This window comes from Bradyrhizobium sp. 141 (genome assembly GCF_023074055.1).
Taxonomy (GTDB): domain Bacteria; phylum Pseudomonadota; class Alphaproteobacteria; order Rhizobiales; family Xanthobacteraceae; genus Bradyrhizobium.
Window position 1 is genome coordinate 1 of record NZ_JADPKR010000018.1, and the last position, 25751, is coordinate 25751.

Below are 25751 nucleotides of genomic sequence, written 5' to 3' on the forward strand. Positions count from 1 at the left end.
GAGGGGGAGTTCAAGCGCGGGAGGGGGTGGCGCGCTTGGCCAATATGTTCGCAAGATGAGCGCTCTCGTGCCCCGGACGCAGCGCAGCGCTCCTTCAGCGGTGCGCTGCTGAGCCGGGGCCCATGTTGCCGAGAGGGGACTTTGCGCGATATGGGTCCCGGCTCTGCGCAGCAACGCTAAGGGCGTTGCAGCGCGTCCGGGACACGAGAGTGAGTGCACGCTCGCTGGACGTAAGGGGGCGGAAAAAACGCTAATACGTAATCTTCGGCTGCAGCTTCTTCGCCTTGGCGATGATGTCGCCGACCGACTTCTCGGAAGGCAGGATGCGGAGCAGCTTCTTCTTCTCGTTGGCGTCACGCATGCTCTGGGCGAGCCTTGCCGGATTCCGATAGGCGAGCTCACGCACGGTGGTGACGCCGGCGGCGCGGACCAGGCCGACCTTGGCGCGGCCCATGCCGGGGATACGCATGTAGTCGGAGACATTGGCCCATTCCAGCAGCAGCTGCTCGCTGATGCCGGTCTTGGCGGAAAGCGCCTTGCGGCCCTTCACCGTGCCGGCCGCCTCGAGCAGCGCATCGGTGGTGCGGATGCCCTGCGCCTTCAACTTGTTGGCGGCAAAGACCGACAGGCCCTCAATCTCGGAAATCGGATATGTCATGATACTCGATATGAAATGCCAAGGCTTCAGGCGAACTGGCTGAGGCCCGGTGTCCCCGCAACGATCTTGCCCATCTGATCCGCTCCGATTTTGTCTCGGCCGAAGCGGAAAAGTTCACGGGCGACGTTTTGAATCTCGGACATGCCAAGTCCCAGGCCCATCAGGCGCGTGCCGACCGCCATCAAGCCGCCGCCCATCAGCCGCGACAGTCCGCCGCCGCTCCTGGACGCCTCGATCGCGGCTTCCGCTCCGGGGATCTGATCGATCAGGGCCTGCACGCTGTCGGAAGGACCCTCACTGCGGAGGAAGCCCAGGATGATGCCGACGGTCTTTTCGGCGACAGCACCATCTATGCTGGCGTTTGTCGCCAGCCGCCCGATCAGCTCGTCCATTGGCCCGCCCCTCAGCCGGTTTGCTTGCCGGAATATTGCTTTCGAAAATGATCTTGAGCCGGTGTGATGTGAAATACAAGCGATGAACGCAGCCGTTGTCGCGATTCATCTTCGAACGCGTGAGAGGTGTTGCAGCGGTGCAAGAGCGGAGATGGAATCGGCGGAAAATTGCCGCGTTGCGAACGCCTCATTCCTACTTTCGGCTGATGTCGTCCACCTATCCAACAATGTCGCATGTCGGGCGCGTTGAACGGTTTCAATCGACGTGCGATTTGCGTTAAACTAAGGAACTGCCGCCTTTGAGTTTCAATACGCGAAACCCGGCAGAGAGATCAGAGAGAATAATGACCGCACAGGACAGCAAGCTCGGCGATACCGGCGACAAGATCTTCGTCGGCAAGGGAGACGAGCAGGCATGGCTGACGCTGGCGCTCGCCAATCGCCACGGCCTCGTCACCGGCGCAACCGGAACCGGCAAGACGGTGACGCTGCAGGTGATGGCGGAAGGATTTGCGCGTGCCGGCGTTCCGGTCTTCGCAGCCGACATCAAGGGCGACCTCTCCGGCATCTCCGAGATCGGCGAAGCCAAGGACTTCATCCTCAAACGCGCCTCCGAAATGGGGCTAACGTTCCAGCCCGACCAGTTCTCGACGGTGTTCTGGGATGTGTTCGGCGAGCAGGGCCATCCGGTGCGGGCGACCGTCACGGAAATGGGGCCGCTTCTGCTCGCGCGCATGCTCGACCTGAACGATGTGCAGGAAGGCGTGCTCAACGTCGCCTTCCGCGTCGCCGATGACGCCGGCCTCACCCTCATCGATATGAAGGATCTGCGCGCGCTGCTCGATGCCATCGTGCCGGATGCCGGCAAGAAGGGTGCGGATGGCGAAGAGAGCCCGCTGGCCGACGTCAAGAAGGCCGCGCAGGGGTTCGGCAACGTCACCAAGGCCACCGTCGGCACCATCCAGCGCCAGCTCCTGGTGTTGGAGAACCAGGGCGGCACCAAATTCTTCGGCGAGCCGGCGCTGACACTGAAAGACTTCATGAAGACCGACCGCGATGGCCGCGGCATGGTCAACGTCCTGGTCGCCGACAAGCTGCTCCAGAACCCCAGGCTTTACGCGACATTCCTGCTGTGGATGTTGTCGGAGCTGTTCGAGGAGCTGCCCGAGGCCGGCGATCTGCCGAAGCCAAAGCTCGTGTTCTTCTTCGACGAGGCGCATCTGTTGTTCAACGACGCGCCCAAGGCGTTGATGGACAAGATCGAGCAGGTGGTCCGCCTGATCCGCTCCAAGGGCGTCGGCGTCTACTTCGTGACTCAGAACCCGGTCGACGTGCCCGACCGCGTGCTCGGACAATTGGGCAACCGGGTGCAGCACGCGCTGCGCGCCTTCACCCCGCGCGACCAGAAGGCGGTCGCCGCTGCGGCCCAGACCTTCCGGCCCAACCCGAAGCTCGACACCGCCAAGGTGATCATGGAGCTCGGCAAGGGCGAGGCGCTGGTGTCCTTCCTCGAGGGTAACGGCACGCCCGCGATGGTGGAGCGGGTGATGATCCGACCGCCATCGGCCCGCATCGGATCGATCACGCCGGATGAGCGCAAGGCGATCATGGCTGCAAGCCCGGTGAAGGGCAAATACGACACCGCCGTCGATGCCGAGTCCGCCTATGAGATCCTTCAGAAGCGGATCGCCGGCACGGCGGTAACGGTGGACGGCCCGGCCGGCGCAAGCGGTGGCGGCATCCTCGGCCAGATCGGCTCGATCGTCGGCACTATCTTCGGCACCAACGTCAAACGGGGCCGCCTGTCGGCCGGCCAGGTCATTGCGCGGGACGTGACGCGATCGGTCACCAACCAGGTGATCGGCGGGATGGCCGCCAATATCGGCAAGTCGGTCGGAGGCCAGCTCGGCGGCTCGATCGGCCGTACACTGGTCCGCGGCGCGCTCGGCGGATTGCTGCGGCGCTAGGCAGCCGGTTTCGGGACATCGTTTGAGGCAATCCGCTTCCGGTCGGTGATCCGACTTCGCTCCGCCCGCAGGGAAGGTCGGGTTACCACCGCTACAATTTCAGGTGAGGGGCTCTCCAAGCCTGCGCCGGTCTGCTACGTCCTGTTCGCCGCCGCACAGGACCACCCCGTGACCTCGCCCGCCCCGTTAGCCAAGCCTGACGCGCCCAGACGCCTGTCGCTGCGCGCGCCGCTGGACCTGCTATTTCTGCTCTGCTGCGTCCTGCTGACCGCCGACGTGCTCGTCCCCGAGATCTTCGGCAACGGCAAAACCAAGGATTACCCGCTGTGGTACTGGGCCGGGCAGCAGGTCTTGCAGGGTGAGCCGCTCTATCCCGCCACGGCCATCGAGTATTTCGACTTCATCTATCCACCGCTCCCGGCGATCCTGCTGGCGATCCCGAGCTGGTTCGGCAAGATCCCGCTCTATCTCGTTCTGTCGATCCTGAATGCTGCGGCGTGGTGGTACACCGGAACGTTCTCCCACGTCATGGCCGGCTTGGACCGCAAGCCCAGTCCCTGGCTCGAAGCGCTGCCTGCTGTCGTCACCGTGCCCCTCGTGTTCGTCATGTTCGACCTCGGCCAGCCCAACCTCGTCCTGCTGGCGATGATGTTCTACGGTTTCTGGAGCTTGCGGCATCAGCGGTCGTGGCTCGCCGGCTTCATGTTCGCGCTCGCCGCCGCCATCAAGGTGTTTCCGATTGCGGTGCTGCCCTATCTGATCTGGCGGCGCAAATGGGAGGCCGTCGTCGCTACGGTCGCCTTCACAGCCATCCTTCTCTATGTCGTGCCGGCGCCGATCCGCGGCTTCGAGCGCAACGCGGCCGAGCTTGCGCTCTGGTATCAGGGCATGGTCGGAACGAGTTCGGATAAGGGCTTTGGCCAGCGTGACGAGCAGAACTGGTCGTGGGTCAACCAGTCGCTGATCGCAGTCACGCACCGCCTCGTCCGCCCGATCAACTACAATCAGGACAGTCCCAACAAGCCGGCACGCACGATGAATATCATCGACGTCGACTACAGGACGGCAAACTGGATCGTGCTGGCGTTGTCGGCATTGCTGGGGCTCGGCTTCGTCGCGATCATGCCGCGGCAAGCGCAGCGGACGGCGCGCTCGGATGCCGAGGAACTCGGCATCCTGTTCTGCCTGATCACGGCGGCCTCGCCCCTGGCGCGACAATACTACTTCATGTGGCTGTTCTTCCCGATGGCGGTGTTGATGCATCGCGCCGCCTTCGACGAGCGGGCGAAGGTGCGCCTCGGAACCTGGCTCGCCCTCGGCGCTGCCGGCATTCTCATGCTGCTGGCGCTGCCGTGGTTTCCAACTGTCTTCCAGGCCTGGGGCAACAACCTCGCTGCGACCGCCGTTCTTGCGGGTACGCTCGTATGGCACATCCGCCATCCGCCGGTTGCGGCTGGCTCCCAGCCTGCGACGGGGCTAAAACCCAAGCATCTCGAAATGTCGTCTTGAGACTCAAAAGTCAGGAATCCAACCATGGCCAATGCGCAGCTTCAATCCGTGCTCGACCACATCGACAGGGATTTCGACAACAGCCTGGAGCGCCTGTTCGCGCTGCTCCGGATCAAGTCGATCTCCGCGGATCCGGCCTTTGCCGGGGATTGCAAGGCGGCGGCGGAGCATCTTGCGAAGGACATCGCGAGCCTGGGTGTCGCCACCGAGGTGAGACCGACCGCCGGCCATCCCGCCATCGTCGGCAAGACCAGGGCCGGCGGACGGCCGCACGTGATCTTCTACGGCCACTACGATGTGCAGCCGGTCGATCCGCTCGATCTCTGGCACCGCCCGCCATTCGAGCCCGTCGTCACCGATCATGCCGACGGCCGCAAGATCATCGTCGCGCGCGGCGCCGAGGACGACAAGGGCCAGGTGATGACCTTCGTCGAAGCCTGCCGCGCCTGGAAGAAGGTGACGGGCTCGCTGCCGATCGATATCACCTTCCTGATCGAAGGCGAGGAGGAGGTCGGCTCGAAGAACTTCGTCCCCTTCATCGAGGCCAACAAGGACGAGTTCAAAGCCGATTACGTGCTGGTCTGCGACACCGGCATGTGGGATCGCAACACGCCGGCGATCACCACCTCGCTGCGGGGCCTGCTCTATGAAGAGCTGAAGATCACCGCCGCCAATCGCGACCTGCATTCCGGCGTGTTCGGGGGCAGCGCGATGAACCCGATCCGCCTGCTCACGAAAATTCTGGGCGGCCTGTTCGACGACGACAACCGCATCACCATTCCCGGCTTCTATGACGGCGTGAAAGACCTGCCGCCCGACATCCTCGAGCAATGGAAGAAGCTCAACCTGACGCCGGAGATGTTTTTGAAGCCGATCGGCCTGTCGATCCCCGCCGGCGAGAAGGGACGCCTCCTGATCGAGCAGGCCTCGTCGCGCCCGACCTGCGACGTCAACGGCATCTGGGGCGGCTATATCGGCGAGGGCTCCAAGACGGTGATCCCCTCGCATGCCTCGGCAAAGGTCTCGTTCCGCCTGGTCGAAGGGCAGGACCCGCAAAAGATCCGCAAAGCCTTTCGCGATTACGTCACGGCACGCATTCCCGGTGACTGCAAAGTTGAATTCGGCGACCATTCCGCCGCGCCAGCGGTCGCACTCGACTGGAACATGAAGCCACTCGCCGCCGCCAGCAAGGCGCTCACGGATGAATGGGGCAAGGAGACCGTGCTGATGGGCTCCGGCGCCTCGATCCCGATCGTCGCCGACTTCAAGCGTACGCTCGGCCTCGACTCGCTGCTGGTCGGCTTCGGCCTCGACGACGATAACATCCACTCGCCGAACGAGAAGTACGATTTGCGCAGCTTCCAGAAAGGCATCCGCTCTTGGGCCCGCATCCTCGCGGCGCTGGCGGAGGTGAAGTGACTTCGTAGGGTGGGCAAAGGCGCGCAGCGCCGTGCCCACCACCTCTCAATGATTGCGAAAGAACGTGGGCACGCTCCGCTTTGCCCACCCTACGAGACCTATCCCCGTCATTGCGAGCGAAGCAAACAAAAACGCCGCCCGGAATTGGGCGGCGTTTCATTCCAAATGGCGTAGAGGTTAGTTGGACACTACCCTACACCAAATCCAGAAAATCTCAGGTCCGGTAGCCGGGAAGCTCGCGGTCGAGCTTGCGCAGCAGCGGCGGCCACACGAGGTTGGTGGCGCGCAGCTCGGCGCGATCGCGGTTGGCGAGCAGCTCGGTGTTCTTCTCGATCGCAATCTCCTCGACCGGATAGACCGGCGTGCCGAGCGCGCGCGTGCGCACCTGCATCGAGCAGGCGCGCTCGAGGTGATACATGCGCTCGAAGGCGGAGGCGACCGAGCGGCCGACGGTCAGCGTGCCGTGGTTGCGCAAGAGCATGTGGTTGTGGTCACCGAGATCTTTCTGCAGCCGCGGCCGCTCGTCGTGGTCGAGCGCGATGCCTTCGTAGTCGTGATAGGCGAGGTCGTGGGTGACGAGCTGAGCGGTCTGGTTCAGCGGCAGCAGCCCTTCTGCGCTGCTCGACACCGCGGTGCCGTCGAGGGTGTGGAGATGCAGCACGCAGATCGCGTCCTCGCGCACCTCGTGGATTGCCGAATGGATGGTGAAGCCCGCCGGGTTGATGGTGTATTCGCTCTCGGTGAGCTGATTGCCGTGCAAATCGACCTTGACGAGGCTCGACGCGGTGATCTCGTCGAACATCAGCCCGTAGGGGTTGATGAGAAAGTGATGCTCGGGGCCCGGCACGCGCGCGGAGATGTGGGTGTCGACCAGATCGTCCCAGCCGTACAGCGCGACCAGGCGATAGCAGGCGGCGAGATTGACCCGTTGCTGCCACTCGGCCTCCGTCATGTTCGACGGCACTTCCTTCAGGCGGGCTTCCGCTGGCGACATGGCTGATCTCTCCGAACATCGTTGTTGCGGGGAGGGAGCGTAGACTTGGGGGAGGCTGGCGGCAAGGCGTGAGGAGCGTGGCAGTTCAGCGTAGCCCGCATGGAGCGCAGCGGAATGCGGGGCCGCTCTGAGAGGGGTCCCGGATTTCGCTGCGCTCCATCCGGGCTACGGGGTTACGATTCTGGAGAAAATTTCTATGGCGCCGGGATCGACAGCAGGCTGGAAATGCTGCGGCCGCGGATGTCGTAGACGCGGGCGAACACCACGTCGTCGCGCTTGATCTCGACCATCACGGGCGCGGTGAGGCCCTTGCAGTAGAACTCGCCGAGCGTCATCGCGAAATCGGCCGCGTTGGAATCCCAGCCGATGGTGAAGTCCGGGCCGAGCGCGACCTGGGCCGGGCGCTGCGGACCGCAGACCGCGACCTTCCATTTGCGATTGGTCGGCGGCACCTCCTGGCGCTCGACGATCTGCTCGCGCAATTCGTCCGAGGCCTGCTTCAGCGCGAGACCCCAATAGTCCAGCATGAAGCGGTCGTCGGCGCCGCGCACGGTGCCGGCGATGTGGTTGAAGTGGGTGTACTGATAGGGATGCAGCCGGATCATCTCGGCGAGCGACAGCGCGAGGCCGAAGCAGAAGGTGGCGAGCACGACCGGCTGCCAGGTGCGGTGATTGGCGCGCAGGCGCTCCATGGCCCAGCCGAAAGCGACGCCGCCGAGCACCGCCATCGGCGGAATCACGAACACGAAATGGCGGATGCCGTTGTACAGCGCCGGCCGCTTCACCATCGCGATCGCGAGCGGCAGGGTCGCAGCTAACGTCAGCATCAGCAGGATGGTCTTGCGCCGCGCCGGAACCTCGCGTCGCGGCAGCATGGCAAACGTGCTGACCACGGCGCCGGTCATCAGCACCAGCATCACCTCAGGCAGCTGCAGCGCGAACAGCGTCGGCAGATAGGACCAGGGCATGTCCGGCACCGATACGATCGCGCCGTCGAACATCTCCTTCCAGGGCTTCTCGAAGAAATGCGAGAAGTAGGTCAGCGCCTCGAAGGGATTGCCGGGTTCCATGATCGACCACGGCCAGATCAGGCCCATCACGAGGTAGCCGAACGCGAGGCCGGGCAGCAGCACATAGACGACATGGGCGAAGCGGCGGACCGATTCGCGCAGGCCCTCGCTGCGCAGTTCCTCCAGGAACAGCGGCATGAAGCCGACCACGGCGTAGACCAGCGCGAGCCCGCCGAGAACGCGGCAGCCGAGCGAGAGGCCCGCGCCGAGCCCGACGATCAGGATCGTGCGCGGCGACGGCTGCGGATATTCCTCGGCGAGCCGGACGAGGCCGAGCATCAGGATGATCATGGCCACCGCGAAGGGCGCGTCCTTCGGATTCATGAACATGTGGCCGTAGAAGATCGGGCACAGCGCGAGCAGCAGGAGTGAGGCAAGACCGGCAAGGGGGCCGCCGATGCGGCGGCCAAGCCGCCACGTCACCGCAAGTCCGATCACGCCGACGATGGCGCCGACCAGACGCCGCGTCTCGAATAATTCGAGCGGAATGATCTTGTGCAGGAGGGCCGCGACCATGTCGAAGCCGCCGCCATACATATAGAGATTGGCGAAGGAGAGCGCCGCGGTGTCCTTGAAGCCGGAACCGAACATGCGCAGCAACAGGTCGGCATATTCGGCGTGGGTATAATCGTCCCAACCGAGGCCGTAGTCGCGGAAGGTCAAGCCGGCAATGACGGCGACCGCAGCCAGCACCAGCATGGCCAGATCGTCGCAAGTCCGTTCGACCGAGCGCCGCTGAGGCGTGTCGATCGCCGAAGTCGTGATGGATGTCATGGCTATCGGTGCCCCGGAATCCCCTCTTGGCCCTGCTGGCGCGCGCGGGCCTCAACCCCGGACTCCCTATAGCGCAGTTCCATTAGCAAGTAATTGGGCATTATGGCTAAATTCCTGATGCGATGCAGCAATTCCGGATTATTGACAGCAGCCTAGCAGTAACGGGCCCTAGCTGAAGGGAATGTGAATAAGTCCCTGATTTCCTTCCCATTAGGAACGTGGCTTGCAATTCGCCGTTGGCGTGGAACATCGTATGACGGTATCGTGGCGTGACGGGTCGCGTGTGGATGCGCGGCCGGGGGTGAGTTCAATGACCTTGGCATTGTTGATCGCGGGGATTTTCGCCGTCGTGGCGGGCCTCCTTTCGATCCTGTTTGGCTTCTCCGTCAGGGAGTTCAGCCTCGGCAGCCCCCTCATAATCTCGGGCACGATCGCAGTCTGCTCCGGAATGTTACTGTCCGGCCTCTATGTCGTGGTCGCGGAACTGAAGGGCATCGCTCGCCGGCTGGCCGGTGCGGCCGCGTCGTCCGAGGTTCGGGTCAGGCCCGTGCTGCCGGGCCTCGCCGTATCAGGCGCTGCAGCGCCCGAGCCGATGCCCGCCTCGTCCGCAAGGACCGAGCCGCCACCGCCACCACCCGCCGCAGGCCCGCCGCCGTGGCAGAGCGAGGCTGCCGCGCGCGAGCGTCCGCGTGTCGAGGTGCCGCCGGAGCCGGAAGCTCCGACGCCGCCCGCAACTCCGGAAGGGCCGCGCCGGCGCAACCTGATGTTCGCCTCGACCTCGCGCAAGGAGCGCGAGCGCGCGGAGGCGAAAGCCACCGAAGGGGCGCCGCCGCAGCTTCCTCTGGAGCCCAGTGAGGCTCTGGACATTCCGCCCGCCAGTTTCGACGATGCCTGGCCGAAGCCGGAGCGTATGCGTCCGCCGGAGCCGCCGGCCGCCTTGCGTCGCCAGCCGCCGCGCTCGCCATCGACCTTTGCGGAGGCCGCACCGCCGCCTGCACCCGAGCCGACGCCGCCAGCTGTCGAGCAGCCGGCCGTAACCGTGCTCAAATCCGGAATCGTCGACGGCATGGCCTATTCGCTCTATTCCGACGGCTCGATCGAAGCGCAGATGCCGGAGGGCATGATGCGCTTTGCCTCGATCGACGAGCTGCGCGCCCATCTCGACCAGCGGGGCTGAGGCGGCTGCCCCAAGTAAAGCACCCCCTCACCAGTCATCAGCTCATCCACGTCAGTTGTCGTATTTCCGCCGAACGTATTGTTGACACGCAATAGTTCAGCGTCGTCTATCCCAAGAGGCGCAAGGTGGAGAGAGGGCGGGGCCCATGTCGGATGCCGGGGCTAAGAATTTCATCGAGCTGACGGCGAGCATCGTGTCGGCCTATCTCAGCAACAATCCGACGCCGGCTGCCGAGATTCCGAACCTGATCAGCCAAGTGCACGGCGCCCTGGTGCGGGTGTCGTCGGGCCGCACCGAGACCGCGCCGCTCGAGCCGGCCAAGCCGGCGGTCTCGCTGAAAAAGTCGATCGCGCCCGATTATCTGGTCTGTCTGGAAGACGGCAAGCGGTTCAAGTCGCTGAAGCGTCATCTGCGCACGCAGTACAGCATGACGCCGGAGCAATACCGCGAGAAATGGGGCCTGCCGGCCGACTATCCCATGGTCGCGCCGAACTACGCGGTGGCGCGCTCGCAACTGGCGAAGCAGATGGGCCTCGGACAGCAGCAGCGGAAGAAGGGGAAGTAGAGCGGGTGCGAAAGGCCGCCGCTTGGTAGGTCTCGTAGGGTGGGCAAAGGCGTGAAGCGCCGTGCCCACGAGTTTTCTCCGATCACACTCAGAAGGTGGGCACGCTTCGCTTTGCCCACCCTACGAGACTACGAAGATTTGTTACGACGCTTCCGCGAGCGCCTCTTTCGCGTCGGTCTTGATACGCTCGACCATCGAGCGCAGGCCGTTAGAGCGCTGCGGCGTCAGATGATCGCGAAACCCGAACTCGTTGAACACGGCGATCGCGTCAGTATCGAGGATCTCCCGCGGCGTGCGGCCTGAATAGAGCGACAGCACGATCGCGACCAGCCCGCGCACGATATGCGCGTCGCTGTCGCCGCGATATTTCAGGATCGGCGCGCCATTGCTGCGCTCGACCAGCTTCTGGAGCCAGACCTGGCTGACACAGCCATTCACCTTGTTGGCGGCGGAATGTTCCGCCTCCGGCATCGGTTCCAGGGTGCGGCCAAGCTCGATGACGTACCGGTAGCGGTCGTCCCACTCGTCCAGAAGCTCGAAATTGTCCCTGATTTCGTTGATCGTGGTCATGCTGGCCCGTGTTCCCGCTTCCCGCCAATATAGGGATGCGAGGAGCCGAAATCGATAGGGTTTGGGCGCTAATTCGCCGGCTGCGGGCCGCGCCATTCCAGTGCGAGGTCGTCCTGGCTCAGCGTGTCGTGCGGCGCTTCGCTCGAGACGGCATCGCCTTCGCCGGCCATCACGATCGATCCGGTATGGTCGGGCGCCTTCTTGTCGTTCTTGTCGCTCTTCTCGTTCTTGTCGTTCTTGTCGTTGGAGATCTGGTCTTTCTTGTCGTTGATGATCTGGTAGATCTTGCGCGCGCCGTCCTGGGCGCGCTGGCCGATGATGGTCGCGGCCTGTCCGCCGACCTCGCAGGCCGCCGGCTGGCGCTTGCAGAACTGGGTCATGTCGGAGACGGCCGCGGTCGCAGCCTGCACCGCGTCGGCGGCGCCGATCTGCGGCAGCTTCTCCGATTCGGGTGTCTTGTCCCTGGGCAGGAGCACCAGCACCAGCCCGAGCCAGAATGTGATGCGAAGCAGAAAGCGCATCTTGCGACCTGTACGTTCGATCCCGCCCGCGGCGATCTCCGCGGAAGTCGGACCTAGCAACTCTCGATAAATCGCAAGTGATTGCCTTGAGCTTAATTCGCGGAAAATTTACGCAAAATTCTTCGGGATCGAAGGTGTCGTAAATTTTCGATTGACGCCGGCGCCCGTGATTCTGCTGGCATGCGCATCCACCAATTCGAAACCATGAGCGGGAAGGTGAAACCCTGTGTTCACCATCCTCGCTGAAGACGTCGGCAAATCGTCTAAAAAGCCCCGCGATGTCCCGGCGTCCGGCCGCACGCCGCGTCGCCTTAGCACTCGTTTAAGGTCGCTCTGACACGGTGGCTCAACGACAAGGAGGCGTTCCGGCGCGTCTTCTAAGACGATTGAGCCGAAGCGCGAGACCCGTGACAGTTTTGAGTATCATCCGCGATTGTCTCGATGCGCTGCTGCATCCCTCCGCGCGTTACGATGCGCTGATGCGAGCGCACCATCGTGCCTTCATGGCGCCGCGGCTGCTCGGCAGCCTGGCGGCCTTTGCCGCATTCCCGGTCTATCTCGCCATGCGCGGCGCGCCGAGCGCGATCGAGGTCGCCGCTTTCGCATGGCTGATCGCGCCGATCCTGCTGTCCTGGTTCCTGTCGCGCACCGGCCGCTATGAAGGCGCGCATGTGCTGTCGTCGCTGGCGCTCGCCGGCCTGATCGTGGCGGTCGCAGGCACCACGGGCGGCATCGAATCGTTCGCCGCGGTCTGGCTGGTCGTGGTTCCCCTCGAAGCCGCGCTGTCGGCCTCGCGCCGCGTCACCGCTTTCGCCTCATTGCTCGCGCTGTCCTGTGCGGGAATCCTGATCCTCCTCAGCCAGCTCGGCTGGCTGCCGTCAGCAGACACCAGCGCCGCAGAACGCGGCGTGCTGATGGCGTTCGGCGTCGCCTCTGCGACGCTCTATGCCGCGGGCCTCGCCTTTGGCGCGGAGTCGCTCGCGCGCACCAGCGTTGCGCTGCTGTCGCGCGAGGAGGAGCGTTATCGCCTGCTCGCGCGCAACATGAGCGACGTCGTGTCGCGGCATCAGCGCAACGGCGCGGTGCAGTTCATCTCGCCGGCGGCGGAGGCCATGCTCGGCATATCAGTGGCGCGACTGCTCGGTCACGGCCTGTTCGACCGCGTCCATGTCGCCGATCGCCCGGCCTATCTCACCGCGCTGTCCGATGCTGCGCGCGGTGATGTGCGGAGCGTCGAGTTCCGGCTGCGGCGTGAGCCGGATGGTTCGGAGCGCGGTCAGATCGATTTTCTCTGGGTCGAGATGCGCTGCCGCCCCCTCGACCACGAGATCGGCCGTGACGTCACGCGCGTGGCCGAAGTCGTCGCCGTGCTGCGCGACGTCACCGGCCACAAGCTTTCCGAGCAGGCGCTGGATCAGGCGCGTAGCGCCGCTGAAGCGGCCGATGCCGCCAAGACGCGCTTCCTCGCCACCATGAGCCACGAGCTGCGGACGCCGCTCAACGCCATCATCGGCTTCTCCGAGATGATCGCGCAGGAGCAGACCTTGATGCTGGGTGCAGCCCAGCGCAAGGAATATGCCCAGCTCATCAACGATTCCGGCCAGCATCTGCTGTCGGTCGTCAACGGCATCCTGGACATGTCGAAGATGGAGTCGGGCAATTTCGAGATCGCGTCCGAGCCGTTCGCGCCGCGCGCCTCGCTCATGCATTGTTGCAATCTGCTGGCGCTGAAGGCGCGGGAGAACGGCATCGACCTCGTCACCGACGCGCCGCAGGACCTGCCCGTCATGACCGGCGATCCGCGCTCCTTCAAGCAGATCGTGCTCAATCTCGTCGCCAACGCCATCAAGTTCACCGAGCGCGGCGGCCAGGTTTCCGTTTCCGCTGCGGTGACCGGATCGCAGCTGACGCTGCGCGTCAGCGACACCGGCGTCGGCATCGCGCCGGACGATCTGAAGCGCATCGGCGCGCCGTTCTTCCAGGCGGGCAAGACCTATCAGCGCCGTCACGAAGGCACCGGTCTCGGACTTTCGATCGTGAAGAGTCTCGTGGCGTTGCATCTCGGCGAATTGACGGTACAAAGCAAGCTCGGGGAGGGCACCGCCGTCACCGTCAAGTTGCCGCTCGTCTACACGCCGCCGCAGGTCAAGCCGGCCGAGAGCAAGATCGCCACGCTGACGCCGGTGCTGCGCCAAGAATCTCATGACCAAATTCAGGACCAACCCGCTCTGGTGAAGAAAAGTGCCTAAGAAGTCTGCCAAGGACGAAGCCGCGCCCCGCCGCCGTGGCGCCAAAGCCGCGGTTGTCGATGTCGAGACCGAGCGCAATCTCGTCATGCGCGTGCTGCTGCACAGCCCCAAGGACACGCTGGCTGGCCTCGTCGCCGTCGCCGCGATCGGTGCGATCGTTGCCAATGCGCTGTTCCTCCAGACCGGCCGGCATCCCGCGCCGATGTTCGGCACAGTAATCAATCTTCCCGCGCCGTCCTCCGTGCCGCTGTCGAATCCCTTGCCGCGTCCGCGCCCCGTCGGCGCCGACACATCGCCGCTCGAGCCGCGCGCAACGGAGTTCCGCGCCGAGCCCAAACCCGCCGAGCGCGCCGCCGAGAAGGCGCCCGAAAAACCCGTCGAGGCGACCGCCTCGACGCGCTCGAACGATCCGATGACCAATCTGGTCAAGCAAACGACGTCGACGCCGCCGTCCGCTATGCGTCCGCCGGCCCCGATTCCCGTGCCGCAGAGCCCGGCCGCACGGCGTATCGCCGGCGTGCAGCGTGCGCTGTCCGAATTTGGCTACGGCAATTTGAAGATCACGGGCACGATGAGCGGCGAGACCCAGTCCGCGATCCAGAAGTTCGAGCGCGAGCACAAGATGCAGGTCACCGGCCAGCTGTCCGATCGGCTGCTGCGCGAGCTCGGGGCTGCGATCGGCCATCCCGTCGAATAATTTCCACGCGCGTGCGACGGCTGGCGCTGACTGCGCGGCTGGCCTATCGTTCGACTCATGCGTTTGAAATCCAACATATGGGTCGCAGCTTACCTGCGCCGGTGCCAGACCGAGGGCGTGTTCGGCGCGGTACGCCGTCGCGGTGCCGAGGAGGCGGGCGCGGTGTTCGTGAAGGTGTCGCTGCTCGACGGCCATGCGATGCTCTACGTGCCGGCGCCGCAGACCGTTTATGACGATGGCCGCCCCGTCGATCGCTTCTTCGTGCCGGTCGCGCCGCAGTCCTTGCCGGAGCATACCATCGAGGAACGGCTGACCAGGGAAATCCGCTTCGATCCGGACGCCTGGATCGTCGAGACGGAAGACCGCGCCGGGCGGCATTTTCTAGAACTGGCGAAGACCTGATTAGGCCCCGCTTTTACGTCGTCATGGCCGGGCCTGTCCCGGCCATCCACGTTCTTCCGCGCCGAAACAAAGACGTGGATGCCCGGGTCAAGCCCGGGCATGACGAGTTTGTGGCGGCGGTGTCGGTCGAATTGAGCGTTACCGATCCGACGACCCCTCGGTGCCGGTGCGGCGCGGCGGCATCGCACCGGGTTGCACGCCGGGCCGCGTCTGGTTTGCGCCCGCGCGGGCGCGCTGGCGTTCACCGTCGTGCAGCGACGACTGGTACTTTGCTCGGGTGACGGCGAGCGTCGAGCCGCGCCAGGCCGCCAGCATCACCAGCGCCGAGCGATCGCCGAGGCGGTCGTAAAGCCGCGACAGCCGGTACACCTCGTTCACGGAGGTGCCGATCTCCGGCTTGAAGAACAGCAAAATGCGCTGGAAGTTCGGGCTCGGCATGTCGAGCGCGCGCGCCGCGACCGCGAGCGCCTCGCCGCCGGCATCGTCGACGATCTCGGCTGCGACGCGCGAGGGCAGGATCAGGCTGTCGCCGAGCTCCAGGGTGAAGTTCTCGGTGTCGCCCGCGATGGCCGCCATCTCCAGGATCTGGATTGCGCGCTTGGCACGCACGGTCGGAATGCGGGGCGCGGCCTTCAGCGGGGTCTGCGCCAGATTGTGCAGGATCAGCGCGCGCTCGGATGCGCCGGCGCGGAAGAACATGTCGTGGATCTCGGCGGCGTCCTTCGGCTGCATCGCCATGTTCGAGGCCATGCGCAGCTCGGCGTCGGTCGGCGTGCGAACCGGCGCGGGGGTGGGTGCGGGAGCGGGGATCTCGCGGGCCAGCGGAACCCTGCGGCCTTCCTGCGCTGCGACCAGTCCGAGCTTCTGCAGCACCGGGACGGGCGTCTGCGGATAGATCGCGAGCTTGGCCTTGATGGCCGCGCGCGTCGCATCGTCGACCTGGTCGATCAGCCGTGTCGCAAGCTCGGTGAACTGACGCTGCTCGTCGTCGCTGTGGATGCGGGTCTGGACGTAAAGGTCGGTCAGCACGCGCAGCAGCGTCGGCCGAACATCGACGCCTTCACGACGGGAGAGGGACATCAGCCCGTCGAATCCGGGAAACAGCGACTTGGTCATGGAGGGATACGCGACCTGGGAAGGATACTCGCCGCCAGCCTATCGCAGGCTCCTTTAAAGGCTCGTTAAGGAAAACGAGGCGTGAAGCCGAACGCTCGACTTGTCGCGGTCTCGTGCCGCAATGGGACGTCGCGGCCGGCCCGTGCGGCTACGGTCCGAACGCCGCGTTTACACCCCGTTAACCATGAACTGATCTTAATGAATTGCATGTTGCAGGGGCGCTTCGGTCGCGCGGCAATTGAAGAGAGCTGACATGGGGACCATCATTGAATTTCCGGCCGGTCGCCGGGTGGGCTCGTCGGGGGATGTCGCTCCGCTCGCGGACATGGGAACGATCCTGATCCTCCCCGTCATCCGTATCGAGCGCGAGGCAGATGAAACCAGCGGCGATCGCGGGCCCGAGCAGGGCACAGCGCCGGGGCGCCGTCGTCGCCGTCGCTGACATCCGGCTTTGTGCAATGCCGGACACCATCCGCCAGATCCGGCCCGTCTTATCGGCCGTCCTGCTCGCGCTGCTCGCCGCCACGCTCGGTGCGTGCAGCGGCGGTGATTTCGGCCGCACCCGCGCCGACATGCGCAGTGACGACATGCATCGCTGGCTGGGCGCGGAGGTCACCTCCAGCGTCGGCCTGAAGCCTTCGCAATTCCAGCTCACCGACGAAGAGCGCCAGCTGCGCGACCTCGCCTATCCCATGATCGAGCCGCCGCTGTCGCGCCCCGCATGGAAGAGCGTGTTCGGCGACTACAAGCCGCTGCCATCGCCCTGGCGTCAGAAGATCGTGTTCGACCGCACCATGTACGGACGCACGCTGATCGACGAGCCGCACCGCTCGCATTCCTCGCGCTATGCGCAGCTGATCGAGGACGTTCGCAACGACATCACCCGTTTCGAGCCGTTCTTCGCCAGCGCGATCCGCGTCATCGATCTCGACAGGAAGCGCGATGCCAGCATGGCGCGCGTCTCCGCGCTCTCGCCGAGGGAGAAGGACGACGCGGTCGCGCGCATGCAGGAGAACTCGCTGATCGTGCAATGGGTGCAGCAGTGCCTGGAGCAGCGCGTCTCGTCCTACCGCTGGGCGCTGGAGCGCCTGGTGATCCAGGCCCCCGACGGCATGGCCGCCGATGCCGACCGCCTGATCGGCGAGCTCGCCGCCCAGACCGCCAACCCGCCGGTCCAGGGGCAACCGCCTTACGGCCGCGCGGTCGTCTCGAAGGGCTGAGCGCGCGCTCCCGCCACTCACCCGGCTGGGCATCCTAGCCCGCGGCCAATGCGCGCGACCCGGGCTCTTGCCGGCCGCAGCCGCCCCAACCCTGTTGAGGTCTTCCGGGAACCCGATTGAATGCCCTTGTCCTTCCGGGCCGGCGGGATAGGATTGTCTCGTTTCTTCAAAGTCATTTTACCCGAAGGTCCTTCGAGATGAGCTTAGACGCCACGCGTCCGTTCAAGAGCCGTCTGGACGTTTCCCTCCGCCACCTGCTGGCATGTGCCATTCTTCTCGGATCCACCGGCTCCGCAGCCGCGCTGACCAAGGAGGCGGCGATCGAGAATTGCCGGATGACCGTCGGCCGGCCGATCGTGCAGGCGTGCATGCAGGCCCAAGGGGGCCGCAAAGCCGGTGCCGATCTCGAGGGTTGCCGCGCCAAGGCAACGCCTCAGGTCAGGGCCTGTGTGATGGCGGCGCTGAATGCCGCCAATGGCCGCGCCAATGTCGCGGTCGAGCTTCCCAAGGAAACGGCACCCAAGCTCGAGGCAGGTGCGGCGCTCCCCAAGGACTTCGTCGCGCCGCCACGCAGCATCGCCGACATCACGGCGATCCTCGACGGCGACAAGCCCGACGAGAAGATGATCGCGGAATTGAAGTCGGACGCCGACGCAGTGCCGACCGGGAAGGAGTCCCGCCAGGATCTCGCACAGTTCTATTTCGATCGCGCCAATGCGCGCGCGCAACTCGGTCGGCTCGCCGAAGCGATGACTGACGCCGACAAGGCCGCGGAAGTCGGGCGCGGCGCCGTCGGTCCGAATATGCTGGGGCGGATACTGCAGCTTCAGTCCCTGCAACACGCTCTCGCGGGCGATCCGAAGCGCTCGCTCGAGATCATGCAAAGGCTCTTACGCGAATCGGCCAGCATGCCGGGCGCCAAGGGATTGCAGTTCAGTACGAACCGCGGGATCGCGTCCGCTCTGATCCAGATAGGCGACGTCGCACAGGCCGAAGCCTATCTCCGTCGCAGCCAGACCGCGATACAGGAGGCCCGCACCAGCGGCCATCCCAATTGGCGAGCGTCCTATGCGAGGTTCGGCCAGAGCTGGGAAGGCGAGCTGGAGCTCGCGCGCGCCCTGATCTTCGAGGCGCGCGGACAGTTCGCCGACGCCGAGGCCGCCTATCGCAACGCCGAGCTGCGCAAGCGGGCAAGCACGAAGGCCATCATGGCAGCGGACAATCCGCCGGCCGAGACCATTCTGCTGCAGGCGATCGACGGCGCCGTGTTGAACCAGGCACGCATGAAGGCGAAGCAGGGCAGGCTCGCCGAGGCCGAGATCGATGCGCGCCGCGCGCTGCTCTCGCGGCTGAAGGATACCGGCAAGTACAACTCCGTCACGCCGCGATTCGTGATGGGGCTGGCGGGCATTCTGGTCGACCAGGGCCGTTACGAAGAGGCCGAGAAGCTCGGCCGCGTCGCCCTCGAGATCAACAAGACCGTCGGCGTGCCGGAGGAGTCGCAAGCGACGGTGCAGCTGCTGTCGCAGCTCGCCGGCATCCTGACGCTGCGGCGTCAGAACGCCGAAGCGAGCGCGATGTTTGCGCGGATCGACAAGGCCGTTGCCGGTTGGGATTCGCAGCGTCGCCAGGTGTTCGAGCTCAATCCGTCCCGGATCCTGTCGCTCTATGGTTCCGGGCAGCTGGACGCAGGCATTGCCGCCGCCGAGCAGCTCGTGAAGAAGCAGATCGCCCGCGTCGGGGAAAATCATTTCGATGCCGCTTCGGCGCGCGGCACGCTGGCGGTCGGATTGATGCGCGCTCGGCGCGATGCCGATGCGATCAGGGAGTTCAAGGCCGCCATTCCGGTCATGATGGCGAGCGCCAACGAAAACGCCGATGACGAAAACACGACCGTGGTGGCCGCGCGCAGCCAGCGGCTGCAGACTATCGTCGAGAGCTATCTGCTGCTGCTCGGCAGGGCGGAAGGAGCCGGCAAGGACGTCGGCGAAGAGACGTTCAGCCTCGCCGATGCCGTCCGTGGCCGCTCGGTGCAGCAGGCGCTTGCGGCCTCGAGTGCGCGTGCGGCGGCAAAGGATCCTGCGCTCGCCGAGCTCGTGCGAAAGGAGCAGGACCTGACCAAGCAGGTCAACGCTCAGCTCGGCACCCTCAACAACGTGCTCGCGCTTCCCGCGGCGGAGCGCGACGAGAAGGGCGTTGCACAGATTCAGGCTTCGATCGCGGCCTTGCGCGGCCAGCGCGACAAGGCGCGTCAGGAGATCAAGCAGAAGTTTCCGATCTACGCCGATCTCGTCTCGCCCAAGCCGCCGAGCGTCGCCGAGATCCGCGCGACACTCGCCGACGACGAGGCCATGCTGTCATTCTATTTCGGCCAGAACGGCAGCTTCGTCTGGGCCGTGCCGAAGTCGGGGCCGGTGGCGTTCGCCGCCGTCCAGGCCAAGATCGGCGACATCGAGAGCAAGATCCGCAAGCTGCGCGAAGCGCTCGAGCCGCAGGCTGCGATGATCTCGGACATTCCGCCCTTCGACCTCAAGCTCGGCCATGAACTCTACGAGCTGCTGCTCAAGCCGGTCGAGAGCGGCTGGAAGCCGGCCAAGAAGCTGATCGTCGTGACCAACGGCGCGCTGGGACTGCTGCCGCTGTCCTTGTTGCCGACGGCACCAGCGGCGGTGGCCGCGGACGAGGATCCGCTCTTCATCGGTTATCGGAGCGTGCCGTGGCTGGCGCGAACCCATGCGGTGTCGACGGTGCCGTCGGCGGCGGCATTGCGGACATTGCGGCAATTGCCGGCCGGCAAGCCCGGCCGCGGTGAGCTCATCGCCTTCGGCGATCCCTATTTCAACAGCGATCAGCAGGCCGAGGCGGAAGGCGGCGGGCAGAAGATTCAGGTCGCCGACGCCAGCGGCAACATCACGCGCGGCGGGCCGCTGAAGCGGCGCAACAGTCCGAAGCTCGACGGTGTCGACAGCGCCGAGCTCGGTCTCTTGCCCCGGCTTCCCGACACGGCCGACGAGTTGAAATCGATCGCGCTGGCGTTGCAGGCGGACCCCGCGAAGGTGTTGTTCCTCGGCAAGAGCGCGACGGAGAGCGCGGTGAAGACCATGAACCTCTCCGGCTTCAAGATCCTCGCCTTTGCCACCCACGGTCTGGTCCCGGGCGAGCTAAACGGACTGACGCAGCCGGCGCTTGCTTTGTCGTCGCCGGTGGTGACGGGCGAGGGCGGCGACGGGCTTCTGACCATGGAGGAGATCCTCGGTCTCAAGCTGGACGCGGACTGGGTCGTCCTGTCGGCCTGTAACACCGGTGCCGGCGCAGGCGCAGGGGCCGAGGCGGCATCCGGGCTCGGCCGTGCGTTCTTCTACGCCGGCACGCGCGCCCTGCTGGTGACGAACTGGTCGGTGCATTCACAGTCGGCGCGGCAATTGGTGACAGACCTGTTCAAGCGGCAGGCCGACGATCCGAAGCTGTCGCGCAGCGAGGCGCTGCGCCAGGCGACGATGGCCCTCGTCGATGGTCCGGGCTATCTCAACAGCGAGGGCAAGACCGAGTTTGCCTATGCGCATCCGCTGTTCTGGGCGCCTTACACCATTATCGGCGATGGCGGCTTGCGTTGACGAACTGGGGAAGGGGTGCACGGAAAATGAAGCGGAATGTTTTGCTGGGCCTCGTGGCTGCAGGTTTGTTGTTCTCGGGATCATCGCGTGCCACGCCATTGATCACGGAGGAGGAAGCCAAGCTGCCGCCGCCGAAAGGCGCGGTTGCCGTCGATCAGCGCGGCATCATGCGCGGCCCCAAGGTCGAGTTCGTCTCACCGGGCGACACGGCGAGCTCACCTCTACCGCTGGTATTGAAATTCCAGTCCTATGGCGGGGCAAAGATCGATCCGGAGTCGGTCAAGATGATCTTCCTCCGGACCCCGAATGTCGACTTGACCTCACGCGTCAAGCCGTTCGTGAAGGCCGACGGCATCAACATGCAGGATGCGGAGCTGCCGCCCGGCGAATACACGGTGCGTGTCGATATCAGGGACAGTGACGGCCGTTCGGGCACGGCCATCTTCACGCTGAAGGTCGCACCCAAGTGACGTGTCCCTACTGCAAGGCAGGGACCGGGGAGGGAGCGTTTGTCTGCGCGTCCTGCGGGCGCGACATCGCCGCTCCCGCGACGCTGATTGCGGAGCGTGACGATCTCCTGCGCAAGCGCCAGGAGCTGCGCGACGAGCTGAAACGGGCCAGGGACGAGGCCGAGGCCTTCATGAGGCGGAGGCATTCGCGTTAGCGATGGAATGTCCGTTCTGCGCCGAGACGATCAAGGACGAAGCCATTGCGTGCAAGCACTGCTCGCGCGACCTGCGCGTGGTGCGGCCGACCTTGCTCGAGATCGAAGAGATCGTCGCCGATCTGGACAGGCTCAGGCGTGATCTCGACCGGGTCAATGTCCGGCTCGAACGGTACAAGAATCCGCTGCGCTATTTCACGACGCATGCGGTTCTCTACGTCGCGATACCGTCCCTTCTTCTGGTGATCGCGCACGTACTCGTGACCATCACTTTCAACGTCTCTCCGATCCCGCTTCGGATTGCGTCCATCGCCGTGCCGCTGCTGTTCGGATTCGTGGCCTACCCGCTGCACCGGGTTTCGGCCTTGGCGGCCTTCGTGCTGGCGTTCTTGGCGGCGGCCGTCAGCGTGCTGTCGATGCTGATGGTCACGGGGATTCACGATCATGTCCCGATCCTGCCGCAAGCCTGGATCGAATGGCGGGAAGTGTTCGAATACGGCGCCAGCATCCTGCTCGCCTTCGTCTCCGGAAACATCTTGAGCGTCGTGGTCTTCCAGGTGCTGCCACGCGTGCTGACACAGGGTGGCAAGCCGAATGCGTTCGCCTTCCGCGTGGCGCGCTTGCTGGGACAGCATGTCGGCGAGGAGCAGCTGCGCCGCCGCGCCCGGTTGATCCAGGACCTCATGCAGACCGTCGGGCCGCTGGCCGGCGTCGCCGCGACCGCGGTCGGCTCGATCTACGCGGGATTGAAGGGCTTGCTCGGATAGCCGGCCGGTGCAGCGGGCATCGACGGCGCGCGCGTCAGCGCTGGCCATCGTGCACGGAGATATCCGACGCAGCAAGACCGCCGATGCGCGCGTGGGGGCGGCCGCCGGTTGCCATCACGAGCCCGAGGGCGATCTCGTCACGCCTTGGCGCATCCCACAGCGTCATCTCCGCCGTGCCGAAATGGCTGCGGACATAGGCGGCGTGGATGTGGCCGAGCGGCACCATCAGGCGCGTGCCGGGACCGCCGATGGTCTTCGCGGCCGGGACGATCGCCTTTGGCTGCTGACCCTTGGGCTGGCCAAGCACCTCGCGCATGCCCTGGCCGCCGGCTTCGTGCCAGACGGCGCCATGCTCGAGCTCGCCGTCCTCGCCGACGATGATGCCCTTGCCATAGGCCTCGATGCGCGCTGGACCGCCGAGCTGTGCGATCAGCGCGCTCGCGAGTTCGCGTCCGAGCTCACGCAGGGACGCCTGGAACGGCATGAGGTCAGGCTCATAGCGGCCGGCGAAGGGATTGCGGATCACCGCGACGACCGTTCCGACCAGCAGCGGCTGCTCCAGCCGCGGGCCGCGCTCGTGCCAGACGGTTTCGACGCCGAGCGCGGTCTTGCGAATGTCATAGGACGACATGCGAAAGCTAGGCCTCGTCCACGACGGGATTGCTGAGCACGCCGATATTCTCGATCTCGACCTCGACCAGATCGCCGGGTTTGAGGAAGACTGGCGGCTTGCGGGTGAAGCCGACGCCGGCCGGCGTGCCGGTGGCGATGACGTCGCCGGGGACGAGGTCGAAAATGGTGGAGCAATATTCGATCAGCCGCGGGATCGAGAAGATCAGCATCGAGGTGTCGGACGACTGCACCACCGCGCCGTTGACGCGCGTCTCGAGCTTCAGCTTGGTGGGATCGCCGATCTCGTCCGGCGTGACCAGCCACGGACCGAACGGGCCGGTGCCGACGAAATTTTTGCCGGAGGCGATCTGCTGGGCGTGGCGCTGCCAGTCGCGCACGCTGACGTCGTTATAGATCGAGTAGCCCGCGACGTGGCTCCAGGCATTGGTCTCGCTGATGTGACGGCCGCCCTTGCCGATCACGACCGCGAGCTCGCCCTCCCAGTCGAAATTGTCGGAGACTTTTGGCCGGATCACCGGCGCGTTGTGCGCAACTTGGGAGCGCCAGACCCGCAGGAAGATCGGCGGAAACTCGGTGATCTCGCGCTTCATGCCGAACGCCACCGCCTCGTTGTGGTGGTCGAGATAATTGCGCACGGCGCAGACGATCTTCTCGGGGCGCGGGATCACCGGCAGATATTTGACGTCGCTCAGCGCTAGCGTGGGCTTGTGCCCGGCGACGATCGCGTCGCGCTTCGCGTAGTCATCACTGCCGAGAAAGTCGGCAAGCGTCGGGTATTGGGGCAGGGCGCGGCCCAGATCCACCACGCCGTTTTCGACAACGGCTCCCCAGCTTTCGCGATTCCCGTCCAAGAACGACAGCAGCTTCATGGTTTCGCCCCAAGGGTTCCCAATTTTCGATCTTCTGTATTATTTTCGAAAATGAGCCGCGGCGCAAGCCCACCCCGTGAAAATTGCCGGCGCCTATTCGGTGTCGAGCAGATGGGCGGCGTATGTCGCGACGTTGTCGGCGGTCGAGCGGATATGGGTCTCGATCAGTTGCACGGCGAGATCCGCATTGCGCGAGATGGCGGCCTGCATGATCGCCTGGTGCTCGCCGGCCTTGTCGCGCGGGCGCGGCCGGAAATTGGCCGACAGGTGCCGGTAGCGTTCGGCGCGATCGAACAACTCGGCGCGAATGGCGAGCAGCGTCGCCGAGCCGCAGGCCGAGACCAGTGCCTGGTGGAACTGGCGATGCGCGATCTTCCACTCGGGATCGCGCAAGGGGTGTTCGGGGTCGCGCTGCTCGATTCGCTTCAATCGGTGCAGTGTCGAGATCACGGCGATTTCCCAATCGTCGTCGCCGCGCTCGATCGAGCGGCGGATCAATTCCACCTCGATCAGCACCCGCGCGTCCGTGACCTCCATCAGATCCTGGCGGCTGACCGGCGCCACGCGAAATCCACGCTGCTCCTGCGCGTCGACCAGCCCCTCCGCGGCAAGCGCGGTCAGCGCCTCGCGCAGCGTCGTGAAGCTCGCGCCGAACCGCTCGCGCAACACGTCGAAGCGCAACGGCTCGCCGGGCGGAAGGCCGCAGGCGATGATCTCCTCGCGCAGCCGATGCGTGATGTCGGCGGCAATGGTCTTGCCGAATTCCTTGCGGGGGCGAATGGCGCTCTCGGACATGGGGTCTGTCGCTGAATCGATGCCTCAACATGCCGCGCCAACGACCATCTTGCAATAATTTTCGTAAACGGTATGATTTTCGAAAATATTGGTTTGGGAGGCCGAGAAGATCATGAGAGCGGTGCTGGTACGTCAGCCGGGTGGGCCGGATGCACTCGAATTGGTCGAGCTTCCGGTGCCCGTGCCCGGACCTGGCCAGGTGCAAATCCGTGCCGAGGCGTTCGGGGTCGGTCAGCCCGACGCGCTGATCCGGCGCGGTGTCTACAAATGGATGCCGCCGCTGCCGGCCAATCCCGGTAACGACGTCGCGGGGCGCATTTCTTCGCTCGGGCCGGGCGTCGAGGGCTTCGCCATCGGGCAGAAGGTGCTGCTCAGCGCCCGCGATCTGTCCCAGCGCGGCGGCTGCTATGCCGATTACGTGGTCGCGCCGGCGGACGCGGTTCACGCGCTGCCCGCCAATGTCGACCTGCAAGCCGCCGTGTGCCTGTCGAACTACCAGGTCGCTTACGCGCTGTTGCATGAGTGCGGCCATCCGCGCGCGCCCGCAAGCGTGCTGGTGATCGGCGCCGCCGGCGGCGTCGGCACCGCGCTGGTGCAACTGGCAAAACTCGCGCGGATGTCCGTCATCGGCACGGTCTCGACCGAGGAGAAGGCCGCGTTCGCGAAGGCGAACGGCGCCGATCATGTCATCTTCTACCGGAGCGAAGATGTGGTGGCACGGAGCCGGGAACTGACGAACGGCGAGGGCGTCGGCCTTGTGCTCGATCACGTCTGCGGGCCGGAGTTCACCTCCTATCTCGGCGCGCTCGGCAAATGGGGCACGCTGCTGTCCTACAACGCCTTCGCCGGATTGCCGGAAGAGAATTTGATGGCGGCGATGCGCAACCATCTCGACATCTGTCCGGCGATACGCTGCTTCTCCTTCCACATCTACGACCATGATCGCGACGGCCGCCGTGCCCTGATGCGCAGCGTGATCGAGGCGCTGAGCCGCAACGCGATCAAGCCGGCGATCTCGGCGGTCCTGAAGCTCGACGAGGTCAGGAAAGCGCATACGCTGCTGGAGCAGGGCTCCGCGCTCGGCAAGATCATCATGATTCCATGAGGGG

24 protein-coding genes are annotated in these 25751 nt (G+C 65.2%); 14 read left to right on the top strand and 10 right to left on the bottom strand.

All coding sequences use genetic code 11. From position 1 onward, the window contains the following. Positions 1 to 250: 250 nt before the first annotated feature. Positions 251 to 658: a DUF4332 domain-containing protein gene (locus tag IVA81_RS06035; RefSeq protein ID WP_097662917.1), complete on the bottom strand. Its 408-nt coding sequence runs from the start codon at positions 656 to 658 to the stop codon at positions 251 to 253. A gap of 26 nt (positions 659 to 684) precedes the next feature. After that, positions 685 to 1050: a DUF2267 domain-containing protein gene (locus IVA81_RS06040; RefSeq protein ID WP_247313707.1), complete on the bottom strand. Its 366-nt coding sequence runs from the start codon at positions 1048 to 1050 to the stop codon at positions 685 to 687. A gap of 344 nt (positions 1051 to 1394) precedes the next feature. On the opposite strand from IVA81_RS06040, the gene IVA81_RS06045 reads away from it, so the two are divergent. From IVA81_RS06045 to IVA81_RS06055, 3 genes are all read left to right on the top strand, one after another. Beyond that, positions 1395 to 3017: a helicase HerA-like domain-containing protein gene (locus IVA81_RS06045; protein ID WP_247313710.1), complete on the top strand. Its 1623-nt coding sequence runs from the start codon at positions 1395 to 1397 to the stop codon at positions 3015 to 3017. A gap of 168 nt (positions 3018 to 3185) precedes the next feature. After that, a complete protein-coding gene (locus IVA81_RS06050; protein WP_247313713.1) occupies positions 3186 to 4526 on the top strand; it encodes a glycosyltransferase family 87 protein in 1341 nt (446 codons plus the stop codon). A 24-nt stretch (positions 4527 to 4550) separates the two neighbouring features. Further along, positions 4551 to 5945: a M20/M25/M40 family metallo-hydrolase gene (locus IVA81_RS06055; RefSeq protein WP_247313717.1), complete on the top strand. Its 1395-nt coding sequence runs from the start codon at positions 4551 to 4553 to the stop codon at positions 5943 to 5945. 214 nt (positions 5946 to 6159) lie between these two features. On the opposite strand, the gene IVA81_RS06060 is transcribed toward IVA81_RS06055, so the two are convergent. Next, the gene (locus IVA81_RS06060; protein WP_247313720.1) at positions 6160 to 6939 is read right to left on the bottom strand and encodes a class II aldolase/adducin family protein; all 780 of its coding nucleotides are present in this window, start codon (positions 6937 to 6939) and stop codon (positions 6160 to 6162) included. 194 nt (positions 6940 to 7133) lie between these two features. Then, entirely contained in the window at positions 7134 to 8783 is a 1650-nt protein-coding gene (locus IVA81_RS06065; protein WP_247313723.1) for a glycosyltransferase family 39 protein, read from the bottom strand. Between the two features lie 310 nt (positions 8784 to 9093). On the opposite strand from IVA81_RS06065, the gene IVA81_RS06070 reads away from it, so the two are divergent. Together IVA81_RS06070 and IVA81_RS06075 are read left to right on the top strand one after the other, a co-directional pair. Then, positions 9094 to 9960, top strand: a complete 867-nt coding sequence (locus IVA81_RS06070; RefSeq protein ID WP_247313725.1) for a DUF308 domain-containing protein — start codon at positions 9094 to 9096, stop codon at positions 9958 to 9960. Between the two features lie 145 nt (positions 9961 to 10105). Then, positions 10106 to 10525 carry a MucR family transcriptional regulator gene (locus IVA81_RS06075; protein WP_247313727.1) on the top strand — a complete coding sequence of 140 codons (420 nt, stop codon included), beginning with the start codon at positions 10106 to 10108 and terminating at the stop codon, positions 10523 to 10525. Positions 10526 to 10666: 141 nt separating this feature from the next. On the opposite strand, the gene IVA81_RS06080 is transcribed toward IVA81_RS06075, so the two are convergent. Together IVA81_RS06080 and IVA81_RS06085 are read right to left on the bottom strand one after the other, a co-directional pair. Beyond that, complete coding sequence (locus IVA81_RS06080; RefSeq protein ID WP_247313731.1) at positions 10667 to 11095, bottom strand: SufE family protein; 429 nt, start codon at positions 11093 to 11095, stop codon at positions 10667 to 10669. 68 nt (positions 11096 to 11163) lie between these two features. Next, entirely contained in the window at positions 11164 to 11616 is a 453-nt protein-coding gene (locus IVA81_RS06085; RefSeq protein ID WP_247313734.1) for a DUF5330 domain-containing protein, read from the bottom strand. Positions 11617 to 12023: 407 nt separating this feature from the next. Between IVA81_RS06085 and IVA81_RS06090 the strand changes: the two genes are divergently transcribed. From IVA81_RS06090 to IVA81_RS06100, 3 genes are read left to right on the top strand one after another with little or no spacing between them, the layout of a single operon-like run. After that, the gene (locus tag IVA81_RS06090) at positions 12024 to 13865 is read left to right on the top strand and encodes an ATP-binding protein (RefSeq protein WP_247313736.1); all 1842 of its coding nucleotides are present in this window, start codon (positions 12024 to 12026) and stop codon (positions 13863 to 13865) included. Beyond that, on the top strand, positions 13858 to 14562 hold the full coding sequence (locus IVA81_RS06095) for a peptidoglycan-binding domain-containing protein (RefSeq protein WP_247313739.1): 705 nt from the start codon (positions 13858 to 13860) through the stop codon (positions 14560 to 14562). Before IVA81_RS06090 ends, IVA81_RS06095 begins: the two co-directional genes overlap by 8 nt. Positions 14563 to 14619: 57 nt before the next feature. Then, positions 14620 to 14964 carry a DUF1491 family protein gene (locus IVA81_RS06100; RefSeq protein ID WP_247313742.1) on the top strand — a complete coding sequence of 115 codons (345 nt, stop codon included), beginning with the start codon at positions 14620 to 14622 and terminating at the stop codon, positions 14962 to 14964. A 138-nt stretch (positions 14965 to 15102) separates the two neighbouring features. On the opposite strand, the gene IVA81_RS06105 is transcribed toward IVA81_RS06100, so the two are convergent. Then, complete coding sequence (locus tag IVA81_RS06105; RefSeq protein WP_247313744.1) at positions 15103 to 16080, bottom strand: DUF2336 domain-containing protein; 978 nt, start codon at positions 16078 to 16080, stop codon at positions 15103 to 15105. A 253-nt stretch (positions 16081 to 16333) separates the two neighbouring features. Here IVA81_RS06105 and IVA81_RS06110 point away from each other — a divergent pair, with 253 nt between their 5' ends. The 5 genes from IVA81_RS06110 (at position 16334) to IVA81_RS06130 (ending at position 22345) form a co-directional block, all read left to right on the top strand. Further along, positions 16334 to 16522: a hypothetical protein gene (locus tag IVA81_RS06110; protein WP_247313749.1), complete on the top strand. Its 189-nt coding sequence runs from the start codon at positions 16334 to 16336 to the stop codon at positions 16520 to 16522. Positions 16523 to 16538: 16 nt separating this feature from the next. Beyond that, positions 16539 to 17300 (top strand): hypothetical protein, encoded by a 762-nt coding sequence (locus IVA81_RS06115; RefSeq protein ID WP_247313752.1) that lies wholly within the window; start codon positions 16539 to 16541, stop codon positions 17298 to 17300. Between the two features lie 197 nt (positions 17301 to 17497). Next, positions 17498 to 20914 carry a CHAT domain-containing tetratricopeptide repeat protein gene (locus IVA81_RS06120; protein ID WP_247313755.1) on the top strand — a complete coding sequence of 1139 codons (3417 nt, stop codon included), beginning with the start codon at positions 17498 to 17500 and terminating at the stop codon, positions 20912 to 20914. 26 nt (positions 20915 to 20940) lie between these two features. Further along, positions 20941 to 21384 (top strand): Ig domain-containing protein, encoded by a 444-nt coding sequence (locus tag IVA81_RS06125; RefSeq protein WP_247313757.1) that lies wholly within the window; start codon positions 20941 to 20943, stop codon positions 21382 to 21384. Positions 21385 to 21580: 196 nt separating this feature from the next. Next, a complete protein-coding gene (locus IVA81_RS06130) occupies positions 21581 to 22345 on the top strand; it encodes a hypothetical protein (protein ID WP_247313760.1) in 765 nt (254 codons plus the stop codon). Positions 22346 to 22379: 34 nt separating this feature from the next. Here IVA81_RS06130 and IVA81_RS06135 read toward each other — a convergent pair whose 3' ends face one another. The 3 genes from IVA81_RS06135 to IVA81_RS06145 form a co-directional block, all read right to left on the bottom strand. Further along, positions 22380 to 22976 (bottom strand): amino acid synthesis family protein, encoded by a 597-nt coding sequence (locus tag IVA81_RS06135; protein ID WP_247313764.1) that lies wholly within the window; start codon positions 22974 to 22976, stop codon positions 22380 to 22382. Between the two features lie 7 nt (positions 22977 to 22983). Next, the gene (locus IVA81_RS06140) at positions 22984 to 23847 is read right to left on the bottom strand and encodes a fumarylacetoacetate hydrolase family protein (protein WP_247313767.1); all 864 of its coding nucleotides are present in this window, start codon (positions 23845 to 23847) and stop codon (positions 22984 to 22986) included. Positions 23848 to 23940: 93 nt separating this feature from the next. Then, positions 23941 to 24642 (bottom strand): FCD domain-containing protein, encoded by a 702-nt coding sequence (locus IVA81_RS06145; protein WP_247313771.1) that lies wholly within the window; start codon positions 24640 to 24642, stop codon positions 23941 to 23943. 112 nt (positions 24643 to 24754) lie between these two features. Here IVA81_RS06145 and IVA81_RS06150 point away from each other — a divergent pair, with 112 nt between their 5' ends. Next, on the top strand, positions 24755 to 25747 hold the full coding sequence (locus IVA81_RS06150) for a zinc-dependent alcohol dehydrogenase family protein (RefSeq protein WP_247313774.1): 993 nt from the start codon (positions 24755 to 24757) through the stop codon (positions 25745 to 25747). Positions 25748 to 25751: the final 4 nt, after the last annotated feature.

Bases quoted from the DNA above. Each gene is read 5' to 3' on its own strand.
- IVA81_RS06035 (WP_097662917.1), bottom strand. From the start codon at position 658: ATGACATATCCGATTTCCGAGATTGAGGGCCTGTCGGTCTTTGCCGCC.
- IVA81_RS06040 (WP_247313707.1), bottom strand. From the start codon at position 1,050: ATGGACGAGCTGATCGGGCGGCTGGCGACAAACGCCAGCATAGATGGT.
- IVA81_RS06045 (WP_247313710.1), top strand. From the start codon at position 1,395: ATGACCGCACAGGACAGCAAGCTCGGCGATACCGGCGACAAGATCTTC.
- IVA81_RS06055 (WP_247313717.1), top strand. From the start codon at position 4,551: ATGGCCAATGCGCAGCTTCAATCCGTGCTCGACCACATCGACAGGGAT.
- IVA81_RS06060 (WP_247313720.1), bottom strand. From the start codon at position 6,939: ATGTCGCCAGCGGAAGCCCGCCTGAAGGAAGTGCCGTCGAACATGACG.
- IVA81_RS06065 (WP_247313723.1), bottom strand. From the start codon at position 8,783: ATGACATCCATCACGACTTCGGCGATCGACACGCCTCAGCGGCGCTCG.
- IVA81_RS06070 (WP_247313725.1), top strand. From the start codon at position 9,094: ATGACCTTGGCATTGTTGATCGCGGGGATTTTCGCCGTCGTGGCGGGC.
- IVA81_RS06075 (WP_247313727.1), top strand. From the start codon at position 10,106: ATGTCGGATGCCGGGGCTAAGAATTTCATCGAGCTGACGGCGAGCATC.
- IVA81_RS06080 (WP_247313731.1), bottom strand. From the start codon at position 11,095: ATGACCACGATCAACGAAATCAGGGACAATTTCGAGCTTCTGGACGAG.
- IVA81_RS06085 (WP_247313734.1), bottom strand. From the start codon at position 11,616: ATGCGCTTTCTGCTTCGCATCACATTCTGGCTCGGGCTGGTGCTGGTG.
- IVA81_RS06100 (WP_247313742.1), top strand. From the start codon at position 14,620: ATGCGTTTGAAATCCAACATATGGGTCGCAGCTTACCTGCGCCGGTGC.
- IVA81_RS06105 (WP_247313744.1), bottom strand. From the start codon at position 16,080: ATGACCAAGTCGCTGTTTCCCGGATTCGACGGGCTGATGTCCCTCTCC.
- IVA81_RS06110 (WP_247313749.1), top strand. From the start codon at position 16,334: ATGGGGACCATCATTGAATTTCCGGCCGGTCGCCGGGTGGGCTCGTCG.
- IVA81_RS06115 (WP_247313752.1), top strand. From the start codon at position 16,539: ATGCCGGACACCATCCGCCAGATCCGGCCCGTCTTATCGGCCGTCCTG.
- IVA81_RS06120 (WP_247313755.1), top strand. From the start codon at position 17,498: ATGAGCTTAGACGCCACGCGTCCGTTCAAGAGCCGTCTGGACGTTTCC.
- IVA81_RS06125 (WP_247313757.1), top strand. From the start codon at position 20,941: ATGAAGCGGAATGTTTTGCTGGGCCTCGTGGCTGCAGGTTTGTTGTTC.
- IVA81_RS06130 (WP_247313760.1), top strand. From the start codon at position 21,581: ATGGAATGTCCGTTCTGCGCCGAGACGATCAAGGACGAAGCCATTGCG.
- IVA81_RS06135 (WP_247313764.1), bottom strand. From the start codon at position 22,976: ATGTCGTCCTATGACATTCGCAAGACCGCGCTCGGCGTCGAAACCGTC.
- IVA81_RS06140 (WP_247313767.1), bottom strand. From the start codon at position 23,847: ATGAAGCTGCTGTCGTTCTTGGACGGGAATCGCGAAAGCTGGGGAGCC.
- IVA81_RS06145 (WP_247313771.1), bottom strand. From the start codon at position 24,642: ATGTCCGAGAGCGCCATTCGCCCCCGCAAGGAATTCGGCAAGACCATT.
- IVA81_RS06150 (WP_247313774.1), top strand. From the start codon at position 24,755: ATGAGAGCGGTGCTGGTACGTCAGCCGGGTGGGCCGGATGCACTCGAA.